This is a genomic window from Azospirillum sp. P4_B5 (assembly GCF_056402275.1).
Map to the genome: position 1 here is coordinate 1 of NZ_JBFUHT010000041.1, position 16,509 is coordinate 16,509.

At 68.0% G+C, this 16,509-nt stretch carries 11 protein-coding genes and 1 pseudogene; 3 read left to right on the forward strand and 9 right to left on the reverse strand.

The genetic code is table 11. The annotated features are described in order from the left end of the window. The first annotated feature begins 161 nt into the window (after positions 1-161). Positions 162-1,361, forward strand: a complete 1,200-nt coding sequence (locus tag AC1DVI_RS25175) for an IS256 family transposase (protein WP_476960294.1) — start codon at positions 162-164, stop codon at positions 1,359-1,361. A gap of 51 nt (positions 1,362-1,412) precedes the next feature. Then, a pseudogene (locus AC1DVI_RS25180) lies at positions 1,413-1,514 on the forward strand (helix-turn-helix domain-containing protein); the annotation flags it as partial. 178 nt (positions 1,515-1,692) lie between these two features. Here the strand turns inward: AC1DVI_RS25180 and AC1DVI_RS25185 are convergent. From AC1DVI_RS25185 to AC1DVI_RS25195, 3 genes are all read right to left on the reverse strand, one after another. Further along, positions 1,693-2,268: a transposase gene (locus AC1DVI_RS25185; RefSeq protein WP_476960295.1), complete on the reverse strand. Its 576-nt coding sequence runs from the start codon at positions 2,266-2,268 to the stop codon at positions 1,693-1,695. Positions 2,269-2,572: 304 nt separating this feature from the next. Next, entirely contained in the window at positions 2,573-3,865 is a 1,293-nt protein-coding gene (locus AC1DVI_RS25190; protein ID WP_476960296.1) for a nucleotide sugar dehydrogenase, read from the reverse strand. A 344-nt stretch (positions 3,866-4,209) separates the two neighbouring features. Then, a complete protein-coding gene (locus AC1DVI_RS25195; RefSeq protein WP_476960297.1) occupies positions 4,210-6,612 on the reverse strand; it encodes a glycosyltransferase family protein in 2,403 nt (800 codons plus the stop codon). Positions 6,613-6,797: 185 nt separating this feature from the next. Here AC1DVI_RS25195 and AC1DVI_RS25200 point away from each other — a divergent pair, with 185 nt between their 5' ends. Next, the gene (locus AC1DVI_RS25200; RefSeq protein WP_476960298.1) at positions 6,798-9,479 is read left to right on the forward strand and encodes a hypothetical protein; all 2,682 of its coding nucleotides are present in this window, start codon (positions 6,798-6,800) and stop codon (positions 9,477-9,479) included. 223 nt (positions 9,480-9,702) lie between these two features. Here the strand turns inward: AC1DVI_RS25200 and AC1DVI_RS25205 are convergent, their stop codons facing one another. From AC1DVI_RS25205 to AC1DVI_RS25230, 6 genes are read right to left on the reverse strand one after another with little or no spacing between them, the layout of a single operon-like run. Further along, on the reverse strand, positions 9,703-10,590 hold the full coding sequence (locus AC1DVI_RS25205; protein WP_476960299.1) for an SDR family NAD(P)-dependent oxidoreductase: 888 nt from the start codon (positions 10,588-10,590) through the stop codon (positions 9,703-9,705). Further along, a complete protein-coding gene (locus tag AC1DVI_RS25210; protein ID WP_476960300.1) occupies positions 10,587-11,702 on the reverse strand; it encodes a DegT/DnrJ/EryC1/StrS family aminotransferase in 1,116 nt (371 codons plus the stop codon). The genes AC1DVI_RS25205 and AC1DVI_RS25210 overlap by 4 nt, the downstream gene beginning before the upstream one ends. A gap of 32 nt (positions 11,703-11,734) precedes the next feature. Beyond that, entirely contained in the window at positions 11,735-13,012 is a 1,278-nt protein-coding gene (locus tag AC1DVI_RS25215) for a UDP binding domain-containing protein (RefSeq protein ID WP_476960301.1), read from the reverse strand. Continuing rightward, complete coding sequence (locus tag AC1DVI_RS25220; protein ID WP_476960302.1) at positions 13,009-13,944, reverse strand: Gfo/Idh/MocA family protein; 936 nt, start codon at positions 13,942-13,944, stop codon at positions 13,009-13,011. Before AC1DVI_RS25220 ends, AC1DVI_RS25215 begins: the two co-directional genes overlap by 4 nt. 3 nt (positions 13,945-13,947) lie before the next feature. Next, positions 13,948-15,501: a PfkB family carbohydrate kinase gene (locus AC1DVI_RS25225; RefSeq protein WP_476960303.1), complete on the reverse strand. Its 1,554-nt coding sequence runs from the start codon at positions 15,499-15,501 to the stop codon at positions 13,948-13,950. Positions 15,502-15,505: 4 nt separating this feature from the next. Further along, positions 15,506-16,498, reverse strand: a complete 993-nt coding sequence (locus AC1DVI_RS25230; RefSeq protein WP_476960304.1) for an NAD-dependent epimerase/dehydratase family protein — start codon at positions 16,496-16,498, stop codon at positions 15,506-15,508. Positions 16,499-16,509 lie beyond the last annotated feature (11 nt).

Here is a 16,509-nt window from a genome sequence, read left to right on the forward strand (position 1 = left end):
GGCCGTGTCCCGCCGAGTGGTGTCTGAGACGTGAGGCTGGCCCGCCGGAGCGCTCCCCATAGCTGGCGCAGGCGGGCCAGCCGTCCGGGAGCGGGCGGTCACCGTGCTCTTCGGCTAAGTTGAGGTTGCTTGACGACCATCAACCGAGACGGAGTGACACGATGACCGGGGACAGGATCGCTCTTCACGAACTGATTGGAAAGAGCGCCGACGCCGACTTCCTGCGCGAGATGGTCGGCTTCGCCGCTCAGCGCCTGATGGAGTTGGAGGTCGAGGCGTTGACCGGCGCCGGTTACGGCGAGCGCTCGGACGAGCGGTTGACCAAGCGCAACGGCTACCGCGAGCGAACCTGGGAGACCCGCGCCGGCGCCATCGATCTGCGCATCCCCAAGCTGCGACGCGGCTCCTACTTCCCGGCTTTCCTGGAGCCGCGGCGCACAGCGGAGAAGGCGCTGATCGCCGTGATCCAGGAGGCGTACGTGCAGGGCATCTCCACGCGCAACGTCGATGACTTGGTCAAGGCGATGGGCATGACCGGTATCTCCAAGAGCCAGGTCAGCCGCCTGTGCGAGGAGATCGACGAGCGGGTCCACGCCTTCCTGACCCGCCCGCTGGAGGGCGACTGGCCGTTCGTGTGGCTGGACGCGACGTATGTGAAGGTGCGCCAGGACGGCCGCATCGTCTCGCTCGCCGCCATACTGGCGATCGGCGTCAACACCGACGGCCGGCGCGAGGTGCTGGGGCTCGGCCTTGGGCTGTCGGAGGCGGAGACCTTCTGGAGCGACTTCCTGCGCTCGCTCACCCGCCGGGGGCTGCGGGGTGTGAAGCTGATGATCGCCGACGCGCATCTCGGGCTGAAGGCCGCCGCCTCCAAGGTGCTGGGCGTGACCCTCCAGCGCTGTCGAGTTCATTGCATGCGGAATCTCTTGGCCTGCGTCGGCAAGGCGCACCAGACGATGGTCGCCGCCACCATCCGCACCGCCTTTGCCCAGGAGACCGCCGAGGCGGCGCACGAGCAGTGGCGCCGGGTCGCCGACAGCCTGCGGCCGCGCTTTTCCAAGCTGGCGGCGCTGATGGACGAGGCGGAGTTCGACGTGCTGGCCTACATGGCCTACCCGAAGGATCTGCGCACCAAGCTGCACAGCACGAACCCTCTGGAACGCCTGAATGGCGAGATCAAGCGGCGCACCAACGTCGTTGGTATCTTCCCTGGCGAGGGGGCGGTTCGCAGGCTGGTTGGCGCCTTGCTGCTGGAGCAACACGACGAGTGGGCGGTGTGCCGGCGCTACATGACCATGGAAAGCCTGACCGAGCTGTGCCACCCTCACACCGCTGACCCGCTGCCGATTGCAGTGGAGTAGACCGGCGGCTTCAACTCGCCGAACAGCACCTACGCCCCCTCAGACACCACGCCTCGGGGCACGATCCGGGTCATGTTGAAGCAGGGCAAGAGCATCCGGGAGATTGCTCGTGAACTGGGCGTATCGCGGAACACGGTTCGGCGGTACGCCCGGGGCGCAGCGCCCGGTTACAAGGCGCGGCCGCCGGTGGCGCGGAAACTGGCCCCCATGCGGAGTGGCTGGCGGAACGGGTGCGGCGGGCAGCGCCGGAGCTGCGCCTGCCGATGCGCAATCAGTCGCGGCGCGTCGGACGGCAGCGTGGTGCCCGCCGACCGCCGAGCACACGGCATCACTAAGATTGCGCAGGAGATGTCCGCGGTCGGCGACATGGACCGCACTCGCCGCGCCCTGGCGGGCGCCTTCGGCACACGTCGGCCCGATCGCGAACAATCACCTCCACCCCAGGGGGCGCGCGCAGCCATGCGGCGAAACTGGAGGCGTCCCGATCCGGCAGCAGGTCCACCACGTCGCCACGCTCGAGGTCGACCAGGATGGTCCCGTAGCGATGGCCCTTGCGCCACGCCCACTCGTCCACTCCCCAGCACCCGAGGCGCCGGGGCGTCGACGCGCGGCGCCTTGGTAGAGAGCCGCAGGAGGGTGTCGGCGGAGACCGGGATAGCGAGGCGCTGGACGAGCCGCCCAGGGCGAGCGCAATATGGCTCTGAATGTCGACGAGGCGCTCGGAGCGGCGGGCGGAGGATTGCACGATCCCAGGCAGGCACTCCCAAAAATTAGGCGAAGTCACAGATATTCGTCTATCTGCTCTTGAACAGGAGAATGATGTGGTTAATCGCCATCGTAACAAGCGCACTGACCTATTGGAAGCCAATGCCACCGATGAATCCCGACATGCACCATCTAATGTCATAAATGAAATTCGGTCTGTCTCGTCGGATTTAGCGAAGTCTGTAAACTCACATGGGTGGAAAATGGCTATTTTAATAGCAATTATTATGGGGGTCTCCTACCATATCATTAATGAGATTATACCGTAAAAGGGATAATGAAACGAAAGATCGCGATTTAATTTAATAATTACTGTCGCCAAAACTGCGCAACCAGACTAGAGTCGAGGCGATCTCGACGAAGGCGAGATAGTGGGCCTCGAGCTTGTCGTAACGGGTCGCCACGCGGTGGGGTTGGCCCGAAAAGTCTTCTGCGGTGGGCCGCGGTTACAGCCGCCACAGTTCCACGCCATCCGGCACACCGCCGCGGTCGAGCAGGCTCTTTATGTCCATAACGAGGCCACGCCGGTCCTTCAGCAGGCCGGTCGCCAGTTCCCAGCCTTCCTCCCGGTAGACGGCGTGGGGAACGGCTAGCACCACCGCATCGGCGGGCGGCAGGGCGTCCCGCGCGGTCAGGGTCAGGCCGTACTCGTGGGCCACCTCTTCCGCCGAAGCCAGTGGATCGTGAAGCGCGACCTCCACCCCAAAGCTCGCCAGCTCCGCCACGATGTCCACCACGCGGGTGTTGCGGATATCGGGCACGTCCTCCTTGAACGTCAGGCCCAGCACCGTCACCCGCAGCGGCCTAGCCGGCCCGGTCCTCCGACGCAGAAGCCGCTTCACCGTCTCCTGCGCCACATACTGGCCCATGGTGTCGTTGATGCGCCGGCCCGCCAGGATGACTTCCGGGTTGTGGCCGAGCTGCTCCGCCCGGTGGGTCAGATAATAGGGGTCCACGCCGATGCAGTGGCCGCCGACGAGGCCTGGCTGGAACTTGAGGAAGTTCCATTTGGTGCCGGCGGCGGCCAGCACGTCCCGGGTGTCGATGCCCAGCCGGTGGAAGATCACCGCCAGCTCGTTCATCAGCGCGATGTTGACGTCGCGCTGGGTGTTCTCGATCACCTTGGCGGCCTCCGCCACGGCGATGGAGGCGGCCTCGTGCACCCCGGCCCTGACCACGCTGCCGTAGACCGCGGCGACCAGCGCCCGCGTCGCCGGGTCGGAGCCGGAAACCACCTTGGTGATCGTCTCGAAGCGGTGCTCCCGGTCGCCGGGGTTGATGCGTTCCGGCGAGTAGCCGACGGTGAAGTCCCGCCCATAGGTTAGGCCCGATTCAGCCTCCAGCACCGGCACGCAGTCCATTTCGGTGGCGCCGGGATAGACGGTGGACTCGTAGACCACCACGTCGCCGCGCTTCAGATGCCGCCCGACGGTGCGGCTGGCGGCCAGCAGCGGGCGCAGATCGGGGCGCTTGGCGTCGTCGATGGGGGTCGGCACGGTGACGATGTGGAAATCGGCCTTCGCCAGATCCGCCGGATCGTCGGTCAGGTGCAGCCGGGCCGCCGCCAGATCCGCGTCCGCCACCTCGCCCGTGTGGTCGTGCCCCTCCCGCAGCGCCTTGATGCGGCGCGCGTCGATGTCGAAGGCAACCACCGGCGCGCCCGTCCGGCCGAAGGCGACGGCCACCGGCAGACCGACGTAGCCGAGTCCGATCACCGAAATGCGGCGGGAGTGGGTCATGATGGAAAAGATTCCTTTTGGAAGAGCGAGGCGGGAAAGGGCTGTCTTATACACCCTCCGCCCGCGTGGGGAGCAGAGAAGTGGCTGGCGGCGGCTCGATCCTGCCGTCTCAAAACGTCAGAGCCGGCAACTTCGGGGCGGTTGCACGGTCGGAGAAAGCTGCGCGCGCCGCTTCGGCATTCCACCGCTGCGCGGCGGCGATACGGTGATGGCTCATGGCGTTGCGGGCCAAATCCTTGCCCAAACCCTTGTCTGGAAACCGTCACGGATGATCGAAGGAGGCTGGTCAACAAAGCCTAACATCGCAAGACCGCGCCAATCGCTCGGCCGCTCACGACTTCGCCTCATCCGCGCAACGCTGCGGCGAGGTGGGACCATCCGCTGGCCGGCGTCGGGGCGGTCTTGCGACAGAACCAGACGGACGAGGCGTGCAGGGTGTCGCCGGTGAACGTCACGAGATGCGGGTTCGCGGCGCTGGGTGCCCCGGTCCGCACCAGACGGTCGAGCGTCGCGTCGCTCAGCGAGGCGTCGAAGGCGTCCAAAACCTTCAGCCCCGTGTGGCGGGCGAGCAGGGCCGGAAGGCCGCCGCCCCCGGCGGCGTCGGGGATGAGGCCGGGGGCCAGGCCGGCGGCATCCGTTCCGCCGTTGAGGTTCACGTCGGCCACAAAGGCCAGCACGCCGCCGGGCGCCAGCCGCTCGTCCGCCCAGGACAGCAGGGCGGCGGCCGAGGGGGCGAAGATCGCGTTCTGGAGAAGAAGCACGGCGTCCCAACGCCGCTCCGCGAAGGCGCCGCAATCGGGCAATCCGTGGTGGACGGCGATGCGGTCGCGGGCGAACAGGCGCGGCTTCAGCAGCCAGGTGTCCATCTCCCCCGAGGCCGCGCGCTCCGCCCGCGCGTCCGCGCCGGGGCCGATGTCCACCACGTCCACGCCGGCCGTCCATTCCGTCAGGGCTAGGTAGAAGCCGTCCACCGCGGGGCTGGCGGCCAGAATCCGAGCCGTGCCGTCGAGCAGCCCGAGCCGGTCCAGCCCGTACAGGAGCTGCACGCGCTCCCAGGTTCCCCGGCTGCGCTTGAAGTAGCTGTAGACATGGTTGAGGAGGTCGTCGTCCCGGATCTGCTGGAAGTCGGGGATGTGGTCGGCTTCGTTGACGTGGAAGGTGCCGCAGTTCGTCTTGAAGCGCTGCGCCCAGCCGAACCAGGCCGGGTCTTCCCAATCCTCCGACGCCGCCAGTTTGCCCAAGCGCGGCGGCCCCTGCGGCCGTCGCGCGGCGGGGGTGCGCAGAAGCGGGCGAAGACCGCGGGCGTTGCGGCGGCTGAGCGCGGCGTCCCTGATCCGGGCGATGCGCTCCTCGGACATGCCCTCGCCCGGCGCGGTGCCGGGCCAGTCGAGCAGAGCCAGCAGCGGCGCGGACCAGCGGCGCGGCTCCACGGTCTCCAGATCGGGCGCGGCGGCGATGGCCTGCAGGTCGCTTCGGGCGAGTTCGACCTCACGCGGAGCCACCGGCAGCCGGCGGCCGAGCGCCTGCCGCATGAAGTCCCCCAGCGGGACGAGGGCCTGATGGGCCGAGGCTGGCGCCATGGCCTGCCGGATGATGGCCACCAGCCGGTCGCCGATGGCGTCCAGTGTGTAGTCGGCGAGCGCCCGCTCGTAGGCGGCGTCGGCCACGGCGCGGCGCCGGTCGTCGTCGTCGATCAGCGTCGCCAGACGGGCGGAGAAGTCCTCCAGCCCGTCGCCCAGCAGAATGGACGCGCCGTCCTCCAGGCAATGCACCGCCTCGCCCACCGGGGTGGAACAGATGGCCACCTTGCTCAGCATGTATTCGAACATCTTGGTGGGGCTTTTCGACGCGTTGAACGCGTTGTCCGCGTAAGGCAGCACGCCGATGTCCATTTCGGCGAGCACTGCCCCGAACGCGCTCGGCGGGATGTGCTCGTGAAAGACCAGATCGTCCATGTCCGGATAGCGCTGCCGCAACCGCCGCTTCAACTCCTCCCAGGCGCGGCCGAAGCCGATGATGTGGAACCTGGCCTTCCGGCGGATGTGGCTCGGCACCAGGGCGAAGGCGTCGACGCCGAAGAAGATATCCTTCATTGGGATGTCGCCCCACACGTCCCCGCACCACAGGATGTTCACGGCGTCGCCGAAACGCCGCCGCGGTTCGCCGCGGCGGTCGGGGTTGAACAGATCCCGGTCCGCCACCGTGTGGACGAGGTGGGTGTTCGGGTTGAAGGGAGCGATCAGGTCGAAGATGCGCCGACTTGACGCCACGCAGCTTTCCGCCCGGGCGGCGAAACGGGCCAGGAACTGTTCGGGCTGCAACGCCGGCAACCAGGGGTCAATCCGCCAGTAGGGCCGGCTGCCCAGATCGTAGTCGTCGTAGTCCAGCACGATCCGGTTGCCGTTGCGCGCGGCCGCCAGCAGGCAGGCGATCGCGTGGTAGCCGGCCTTCTGCACGTAGAGCAGCGCCCGCGGGTTGCGGGACAGCACCTCGAAGGCGAGCAGGTTCAGGCGGAGCTTTTCCTCCTCCGCGAGACCGGCCACCGGCCCGCCCTGTTCCGTCGCGCCGAGGTGGTCGAAGAAGGACAATACCTCCGCCCGCAGCCCGCGCTGATTGACGAGCTTGGCGAAGCTGTAGCAGCGCACGCGGGCCGGGGCGAGCTTGAAGCCGTCCTGGGCCACGAAGATGACGTCGGCAGCGTCGATACGGGCGAGCCAATCGGGATCGAGGGTGGACGCTGAGGTCATGGCGGTCCGCACGGGAAAGACGATCGCAAAAGGCGAACTTGGGCCACCCGTTCCCGGCCGGTCAAGGCATATCGGTGCCGCAAGATGGCGCAGCGGGCACCCGCGGAAATTTACAGCTTGTAGAGAACGCGCCGCCTGGGGTAGGCCGCTGGCGGGTGTTCGCGAAAAACCAAGGGGCTGCCCGGATGCTTTCGGTGGTGGTGTACGGCCGCAACGACGATTACGGCTACAACCTTCACAAGCGCACCGCCATCGGGCTGAACGCCATCGCCGAGCAGTTGACGGATGCCGGCGACGAGATCCTGTTCGTCGATTACAACAGCCCCGACGATCACCCGACCCTGGTCGAAGCCATTCGCGACACGCTGACCGACCGTTGCCTGTCCCGGCTGCGCGTGCTGCGCGTGCGGCCCCGGCATCACGAGCGGTTCCGCGCCCGGACCCCTTACCCGGTGCTGGAGGCGGTCGCCCGGAACGTCGCGGTGCGGCGCATGAACCCGGACAACCGCTGGATCCTCTCGACCAACCCCGACATGCTCTTCATGCCGCGGAATCGCTCCCGGTCCATGTCGGGCATCGTCGCGGAACTGCCGGATGGTTTTTACCAGACACCGCGCTTCGAGCTGCCGGAAAGCCTGTGGGAGACCTTCGACCGCCGCGATCCGGCCGGCAGCATCGCCCGCCTGGGCGAGCTGGGGCGGCGCCTCCACATCAACGAGGTGGTCCTGACCGGACCGGTGACGCGCTTCGACGGCATCGGTGACTTCCAACTCATCCTACGCGACGACTACCTCGCGATCGATGGCTGCAACGAGGCGATGCTGGTCGGCTCCAACGTCGACATGAACCTGTGCATCCGGCTGAACCGGCTGCGGGGAGAGACGTCGTCGCTGCTCGACCGGCTGTTCGCCTTCCATTGCGGCCACGGGCGGCAGGCGACCCGGGTGCACGCCGACGACACGCTGATGAACGACCCGATCCGCTACGTGGACCGGGTGGAGGAGCTTCACCTGCCGGATCAGGCCGACTGTTGGGGGCTGGCGGGCGAGGCGATCGAGGAGTTCCCCGGCACGGCTCCGCCGGGCGCGCGCTACGTGCCGGCCCTGGACGCGGTCCTGCCGGGGCTGGAGGCCGATCACACCGAGGCGCCGAACGACCCCATGACGCCCTTCCGGCTCCGCTACGAGCCGGAGCACGCGCTGCCCTATGCGGTCAACCATCTGGTGAACCTGCCACGGGAGTCCGTCCTCGGCTATGTCGGCGGAAACCGCCGGATGCTGGATCTGGTCCGCACCGCTTGGCAGCGGCTGGGGACGGGACGGCTGCTCATCGGCACGGATGTCATCGGGGCGATCGATGACCTCGACCCGGACCGCGAGGAGTGCGCCGGGCTGGAGCGGATCGACCGCGACGCCGACGTCCTGCTGTTCGAGTTTGGTCTGGACGACCATCTGTTGCCGGCGGAGGAGCCGGACCCGTGGTTCGCCCGGATCACGCCGGAGCGGCGCGACGCGCTCGGCCGGCTGAAGGGGGCCTTCCAGCGGCTCTGCGAAGGCGAGCGGCGGCGCCAGCGGGCCGGGGCGGCACCGCGCAAGGTCATCGCCATCAACGCGATCAACACATGGGCCGGCATCTTCGTGGAAGCCGAAATCCGGTTCGTCCGCATCCCCTTCAGTTGCCGCGTCCAGCACGGCTTCGTGCGGCCCGGCGGCCCGGCGGTCTTCCTTCCGCGCGGCGTGACGGAGTTGGGCGACGCCTTGGGACGGGCGCTCGGCCGCCGGCACGGCATCGACCGCTACGAGACAGCCATCGTGGAGAGCGATCTGGCGCGCGTGCGCGACGCGGACCTCGACGCGATCGACCCGCGCGTGTTCAGCGAGCCGCTGCTGGCGGCGCTGGACTGGCCGGGACTCGACCTTGGCGAGGAACGGAAGGCGGCGATCCGCGAGGCGGCCGGACGCCGGCGCTTTTCTGCCGCACTGCGGACGGAACTGCGGCCCGCGGTCGCCAGAGCCCGCCGCCCGGAAGGCAAGCCGGTGTTCAGCAAGATCGCCGCGATGGAGGATTGGGAAGACCCGGACTGGTTCGCCCTGGCCCACCGGCACACCATCGAGGGGCTCTCCTACCACGCCTCGACCTACAACTACTTCAAGCGCAGCCGGGGGGTCTGGGAGCACACGCAACTGCTCTACGCCCTGACGGAACTGGGGGGTGACGTCGCCGACGCGCGCGTCGCCGTGGTCAGCCGCGCGCCGGACGGCCTGCCGTTGTTCCTGGCCGACCGCGCCGGCCATGTGGACGCCGTGGCGGCACTGCCGGATTCGGGAATCGACCGGACTGCTTGGCTCGGCAAGCGCCGTCTGTTCCATTCCGATTTCGTGACGGTCCATGGGCAAGGGCGCGCCGCGCCCGCCCTTCGCGACGCGCGGTGGGGGGCCGTGCTGTTCCCGCAGGGGACGGCCGCGCGAGGCGGCGGCGGCGGCTTGCTGGCGTGGCTGGCGTGGGCGGACGCCCGCCTTGAGGACGGGGGGCTGCTGGCCTTTTCGGCGGAAGTCGCCCTCGGCGCGCGGGCGGCGGCCTGGATGGTCGTGCCGGAGAGGGCGCAGGCGTTGCAAGACGCCCTGTCGACGCATACGGGGCTGCGGCCCACCGGGGTTTTCGACGGGAGCCTGAGCGATGCGACCCTGGACCGCTTCGCCCTCTCCGGAACGCCCGACGCGGACAAACCGCATTTGGTGGTGCGGAGCGACGATGCGCTGCACACCACGGGGGTCTGGGTCCTGCGCAAGACCGCCCCGACATCCGCCGAGGGGTGGGAGCGCGTCGCGGCCGATCTCGGCCTGCAGGCGCCGGGGACGTGCGGATGAGCGGACTCGCCCCGACCATGGCTTCGACCTGAACGCGCACGATGACATTCAAAAGGACATGGCTACCAAAAGGACGTGGCTGCGGCATGATGCGCTTTGTCGACCGCCCAGTCCATGCGACCTGACAAATGCCAAGGTTGCCGCCCAGCTCACGGTGCAAGCCGCCAAGGACGTGTCGCCACCAGACAGGTTCTGGAGCCGGCGGCTCTGCCGGATCCCGGCATCAACCGGCGCGAGGAGCCTTGACGATCGCCGCGGCAACTTCGTCGCCCGGCAGGTTGACCGCGTTCATGCGGCGCATGGTGTAAAGGTCGCCGGCGTTCAGCGCCTGCTCATGCGCTTCGAAAAGGCCAGAGCGCCAGGGGTCGAAGCTGGCGCTGATCGTCTTCCCGGTCAGACGGCAGGCGTCCGAGAGCAGATAGCGCAGGCACGCCACCGGAATCTCCATGGGTATGGCGCCACGCTCCATTTTCGCGCGCGTCTCAGCGTACAGCGCGCCCGCAGCATCCTCGCCGGCCGCCAGCGTAGCCTCATGGATCTCCGTGGCGACAAATCCCGGCGCCATTGCGTTGACCCTGATCCCCAGATGAGCCAACTCGGCAGCCAGATTTTCGGTCAGGCGCACGACGCCCGCCTTGGAAACCGCGTAGCTGCTGTAGTTGGGAACCGCGTTGAAGGCGCCGCCGCCGGAGAAATTGACGATGCGGGGATCCAATGCGGCTTTCAGAAGGGGCAGAAGATGATGGACGCACAGATAGGTGCCAAACAGATTCACCCGCAACCCGTTCAGCCAAGCATCCGGATCGACGGTGCCGATGGCGCCGATGGCGCCAAAAGAGCCGGCGGCGGTGACCAGTGCATCGAGCGCGGGCGTCCGGCTCGCGACCGCGGCGGCCATGGCCGCCACATCGGCCGCATCGCCGACGTCGCACCGGTAGGTGAAGCCGTTTTCTCCGACCACGGCCCGCAACCGCTCTTCGCGCCGGGCGCAGGCATGAACGATCCACCCATCGGCCGCCAGGGCGCGGGCGGCGGCGGCACCGATGCCTGAACTCGCGCCCGTGATCAGCGCATGGCGCTCGCCGACGCGCGGCGGGGTTGGAGGGTTCAAGGACGGAACTCCCGGATTGCGCCGATGACGTGGTCGATCTCCCCGCGGGTCATCGTCACGAAGATCGGCAGGCTGAGGATTTCCCGTGCCAAGCGTTCGGTCAGGGGCAGCCCACCCAGCGGGACGTCAGCCCCAGGGGCACGCAACGCGGCGGGCTGCGCGTGCAATGGTACGGGATAGTGGATGCGGGTTTCGACACCGCACCGGGCCAGATGCCGGGAAAGCGCCTCGCGGTGGTCGGAGCGGATGATGAAGGTGTGATAGACCGGCTGCTCGTGGGGGTGCTCGGTCGGTGTGGTGACCGTGCCGGCGATGGCCTCGCGGTAGAGCCGGGCGATGTCCCGGCGCCGCGCGTTCCATTCGTCCAAATGTGGCAGCTTCACCCGCAGCAGGGCAGCCTGTAGGGGGTCGAGGCGGCTGTTGACGCTCCAGAACGCGCAGCCGCCCTCCCCCAGCCCGTGATTGCGAGCCCGCAACAGGAAGGCATGGATGTCGGAATCATCGGTCACCAGAATGCCGCCGTCACCAAAGGCTCCCAGCGTCTTGTTGGGATGCAGGCTGAAGGCCGCAGCCTTGCCGAAGGTGCCGACCCTGCGCCCTTTGTAGATGGCGCCCGCCGCCTGGGCGGCGTCCTCGACCACCGGGATTCCGGATGCGTCGGCAACGGCGAGAATCCCGTCCATGTCGGCCGGCCGGCCGGTCAGGTGGACGGCAACGATGGCCCTGGTCCGCGGCGTGATGGCGTCGGACAGGCGTTGTGGATCGAGATTCATATCCTCGCCGACATCGGCGAAGACGGGCCGCGCGCCGAGCGCCGCCGCGCAGGCCGCACTGGCGGCGAAGGAGTTCGCCGCTGTGAGCACGTCGTCTCCCGCCTTCACCCCAACGGCGCGCAGGGCCAGCGTCAGGGCGTCCGTGCCGTTGCCGACGCCGACAGCGTGGCGTGCCCCGCAATAGGCGGCGAACTCCGCCTCGAAGGCGGTGACCTCTTCGCCCAGGATGTAGAGGCCGGACCGCAGGACGCGGTCTGCGGCATGCCGCAGTTCGTCCAGCAGGGGAGCCGTCTCACGGGCCATGTCCACATAGGGAACGGTCAAGGAAGGGAGCTGCATCGATGGGTCGCCGTTGCAAGGGCGCGGCCGAGTCAGCCGAGCGGGGGCATGCCGAGTGTATGATAGCGCAGGCCCGCCTCGCGAACGGCTTGCGTGTCGAGTGTCCGGTACGGATCGATGATCAGGCGGCCCCTCATAACCTCCGCGAGCTGGGCCGGAACCAGCTCGCGAAACTCCGGCCAAGGGGTCATGATCGCAAGCGCGTCGACGTCCAGCGCCGCCTCAAGGGGGGAGCCGACGCGCAGCAGGCCGGGGTGATGGACCGCGTCGTCGGGAACCGCCGGGTCGTAAGCCCAGACCCGGGTGCTGGGCAGGCCGTCCAGAAGAGCGAGGGCGGGCGAATTCTTCGTTGACCGAGTGTTTTCCTTGTAGGCGAGTCCCAGCACGCCGATCCGCCAGCCGTCGGCGGGGGGCGGCAACGCGCGTTCCAGAACCCGTTGGACCCAGTCCCGGCGGTGGCGGCTGTTGGCGAGGCAGGCAACCACGGGGCCAATGTCGCTGCCGGACCCTTGGCCCAGGCGGATCATCGTCGCAAGGTCACGCTCGATGTTTCCGCCGGCGATGCCCAAGCCGGGGGCCAGATAGGCGAAGGGACCGATCCGCCGGTCAAGGCGGAGCGCCGGAACGATTTCCGCCCAGTCGGCTCCCAGATGTTCGCTCAGTTCGGCGAGCGCGTTGGTCATGGAGATGGAGGCGGCAAGAAAGCCATTGATTGCGATCTTGCAGAGTTCCGCGCTCTCGTAACGCATCGGCAGGACGGGGCAGCCGAAGGCCTGCAGATAGGCCGTCAGAGGGGCGGGGAGAGGAGCGCCGGGGTCGGCGCAACCGAGAATCAAGCGCTCGGGCTCCAGGGCGCGGGCGACCGCCTGCCCGAACACGAGCGTTTCCACCTGATAGAACAGCCGCTCCGTCGGGAGCGGCAGGCGCCGGGTGAAGCCGGGAGGCACCTGGCAGAGCACGACCAGGAGGGCGTCCGGTCCCAGCTGGCGCAGGGCGGCATCGGCGCACGCCTCGATCACCGACAGATCGCTCGCCCCGGTTTCGTCCGTCGGCACGTCGGTGGCGATGTAGACGATGTTGCAACGGCGAAGATCCCCGGCGCAGGCGGTCACCGACAGGCGTTCTTCACCCCGCTCCAGCAGCGCGTCGAGTCCCGGCTCCAGGACCGGCAGCCGCTTTTGGCGGACCGCCTCCACGCGATTCTCATCGGGGTCCCAGACGATCGTCGGAAAACCGCGGGCGGCGGTGGCGGCACTCGACACCATGCCGAGATGGGTCAGACCCACGAAACCAATGACCGGTGCCGTCATGCCGAAGATTCCTTGGAGGGGGTGCGGGCCGCGTCCGCCAAGCGGTGCAGGGCGTCGGCGATGGCGATGTCGTTGCGCAGATTTCCTGGGCCGCCACCAGCGCACAGGGTGGTGAAATGCGCGTATTCGGCCTCCCAGGTCGGATCCGGCCGGACCAGCGTGTGCTGTTCCTCCGCCGGACGGCCGCTGGGCAGGACGCGGTCGCGGACGGTGAAGGTGCTAGGACCCCACTTGCACAGGCCCTCGATATGGGCGCTGCCCCGCTCGCCGTAGACATCACAGGAGAAATGGTTCCGCCAGGACAGGAGCGACGTCTCGATCTCGATCCAGGGACGGCCGCCGCCGCAGGCCACCACATGGTCCGGCGCGCGGTTCTCGTGCCGGTTGGCCACGACCAGACGGAGGGGCTCCGGCACCGCGCCGAGCCAGAAGATCAGAAGGTCGAGCAGGTGGGAGCCCAAATCGGACAGGACGCCGGGCTCCTGGTCGCGCCAGGGCGAATTCCTCACGTCGCGGGCGGTTCCGTTGCCATAGAAAAGGCGGAGACTGTAGAGGGTGCCGAGCCGGCCCGAACGGATCGTTTCGGCCATGCGCATCGCGTGCGGCTCGAATCGGTGGTTGTAGGCGGTGTAGCAGACCACCCCGCATTTGGCGGCCAGGGACTCCAGGGCGAGCAACCGGGGGCGCGGCAGGAGAAGCGGTTTTTCCACCAGGACATGCTTCCCGTCGGCCAGCAGACGGGCCAGCGTCTCGTCCTTCGCGGCTTCCGGCGTGCAGACCAGCGCGGCGTCGAAGCGGTCTGACGGGACATCCTCCAGCCGCCGGTGCGTCGCTTCGCCCACATGGGGATCGACGGTCGCCACCACGGCTTTCCCGGCCACCCGGAGACGCTTGGCCCCTTGTGTTCCCAACCCGACGATCACGACGCGCATGGCTTATGCTCCGTACCGGGCCTGCTGCTCCAGGGCGTCGATGCGCGATCGCACGGCCTGCGGCGTCACCGGCAGGTTACCGTTCGCTTCGCATTCGAGGGCAGCGGCGACGGAACCGAGGATCGACGCGACGATCGCGGAGCCTGTGGCCCGCATGCTCAAGGTGGCGTAGGCGAGCAGGGCGTCGCCCGCCCCGACGGGGTCGACGATGGGGCCGGCGAAGCTGTCGACGACGAAGAACGACCGCACGTCCAGCTCGTTTCCGGACCGGCAGGTGAGAAGGCCGCGGTCACCGAGCTTCAGGATGATCAGCCCCGCACCGGCCTCCCGGAACAGGCGGGCGGCCAGCGGGCGGACCCCGGTGTCCTGATCGGCGAGCGAGAAGCGCGCCTCCCGTTCGTTGGGGGTGAGCATGTCGAAGCCCCTGAAATCCAGGACATTGCCCCAGCGGCTGGCGACTTGGCTGTCGGCGACGCGGAAGCACCCGTCGGGGATGCTCCCGGTCAGGCGGGGAATGGTCAGCCGGTTGAAGATGCCGTGCCGGAAATCGCTGAATACCACGGCCTGAGCGGGGGTGCTCCGGATCTGCTCCTCGAACCGGGCCAGCACCCACTCGGAGATGCTGCGGTTGTCCAGCGTGTCGAGCTTGAGCAGGCGGTAATCGCCGCAGACGATGGCGTTCTTGTTCGTGGTGGGGCGCGCCCGGTCGATGACGGGGCGGAGTTCCACGCCGGCTTCGGTGAGATCCCGAAGCACGAAATCCTTCAGGGCGTCGTCGCCGAGCACCGTCGTGAAGGTGACCTCGGCGCCGGCCGTCTTCAGATGCTTGGCGACGATGGCGGCCCCGCCGATGAAGTCCTCCCGGCCGTCGAGGCGGACGGACATGGTGGGCGTCTTGGTCATGCCGCCGATCATGGTGGTGTAGGTCAGACTGTCCACGATGGTGTCGCCGACCACATGCACCTTGATGCCGGCGAAGGCGTCGAGCGTCCGGCGCAGCGTGTCGAAATCGATGCCCTCCGCCTCCATGAGCAGCAGCAGCTTTTCCACGGCCAGATTGGGCGGCGCCGCTTCGATGAGTGCGGAAGAGGAGTAGACGATGTCACCGGGAGTGAACAGGAGTTCGCCGCCATAACTTTGCAGGACGGCAAGCTCATCCGCCGTCTTGGGATTGAGGCCGTCGGCGTTGTACTCGTATCCTTTGGCGTAAAAGTCGGGCTGGAGGAGCCGCAGCGTCTCCAGCGGTGTCGGGTTGTCGTCGATGATGACGTAGTCGACCATCTCCAGCGCCGCCAGGTTCAGAGCCCGGAGCTGCTGGGGAACGAAGGGACGGTTGGACGCCTTGTTGATGTGGGCGTCGCAGGTCAGGCTGGCGACGAGGATGTCCGCCTTGCTCTTGGCGTAGAGCAGGTGCCGCAGATGGCCGGGATGCACGAGGTCGAACACGCCGTGGCACATGATTACGGAGCGGTCGCGTGGAAACGGCCCGACGGCCGCGCACAGGGCGTCACGCGATTTGATCTTGTGGGCGTAGCGCTCGGCAAGTGACACGGACATGCCGTCAGTCCTTTTGCAGGTAGGCGAACCAGGTCCTGGTGGCCTGGGCGATGGAGTCGGGATCCCAAAGGGGAGCGTCCCGCCAGACCTCGATGTCGGCCAGCATGCGGGCGACGCCCTCCTCGAAGGGGATGGCGGGGGACCAGCCGAGGTCGGCGGTGATGGAGCCGATATCGGCCCAGGTGCAGGCGGGTTCTCCCGGCCGCTCCGGCACATGGACCACCGGCCCCCCGATCAGCGCCACCAGCCGGTTGACCGGCTGCGGATTTCCGGCGCCGAGATTCCAGATGCGTCCGGCCAGCGGCGTGCCGGCGGCCCGGCGGAAGGCATCCGCGACATCGGTCACGAAGACGAAATCGCGCTTCTGGGTTCCGTCGCCGACCACGGTGAAGGGTTTCCCGGCCAGCTTCTGGCGCATGAACACGCCGAACACGGCGCCGTAGGCACCGGTGGTCCGCACCCGCGGCCCGTAGGCGTTGAAAATGCGGATCGCGTTCACCGGCAGGCCGTAGACCCGGTGCCAGTGAAAGCAGGCCTGCTCCCCCATCCATTTGCTGAGGGCGTAGGGATATTGCGGGGCGATGGGGTGGTCCTCGCGGGTCGGCACTTCCGCCAGCCCGTAGCAGGAGGACGAGGCGGCATAGACGACCTTTTCCACCGCCGCCGCCCGTGCGCATTCCAGCACACGGACCGTGCCTTGGACGTTGACGTCCATATAGTCCAGCGGGCGCTCGATGGACGGCACGATGTCGCCGATTCCCGCGAAATGATAGACATGGCGGGCACCCGCGAAGAGGTTGGTCTCCGGGGAGAGCGTCCGGATGTCGCGCTCCAACAACTCGACATCGGGGTTTCCGTCGTGCTGCGCCAAGTTGCTGGTCCGGCCGCCGGAAAGATTGTCGATCACGCGCACGCGAATGCCGTGGGCCACCAGCGTATCCACGACATGGCTGCCGATGAACCCGGCCCCGCCGGTGACGATTGCCAAATCCTTCATGTCAGCGGGCA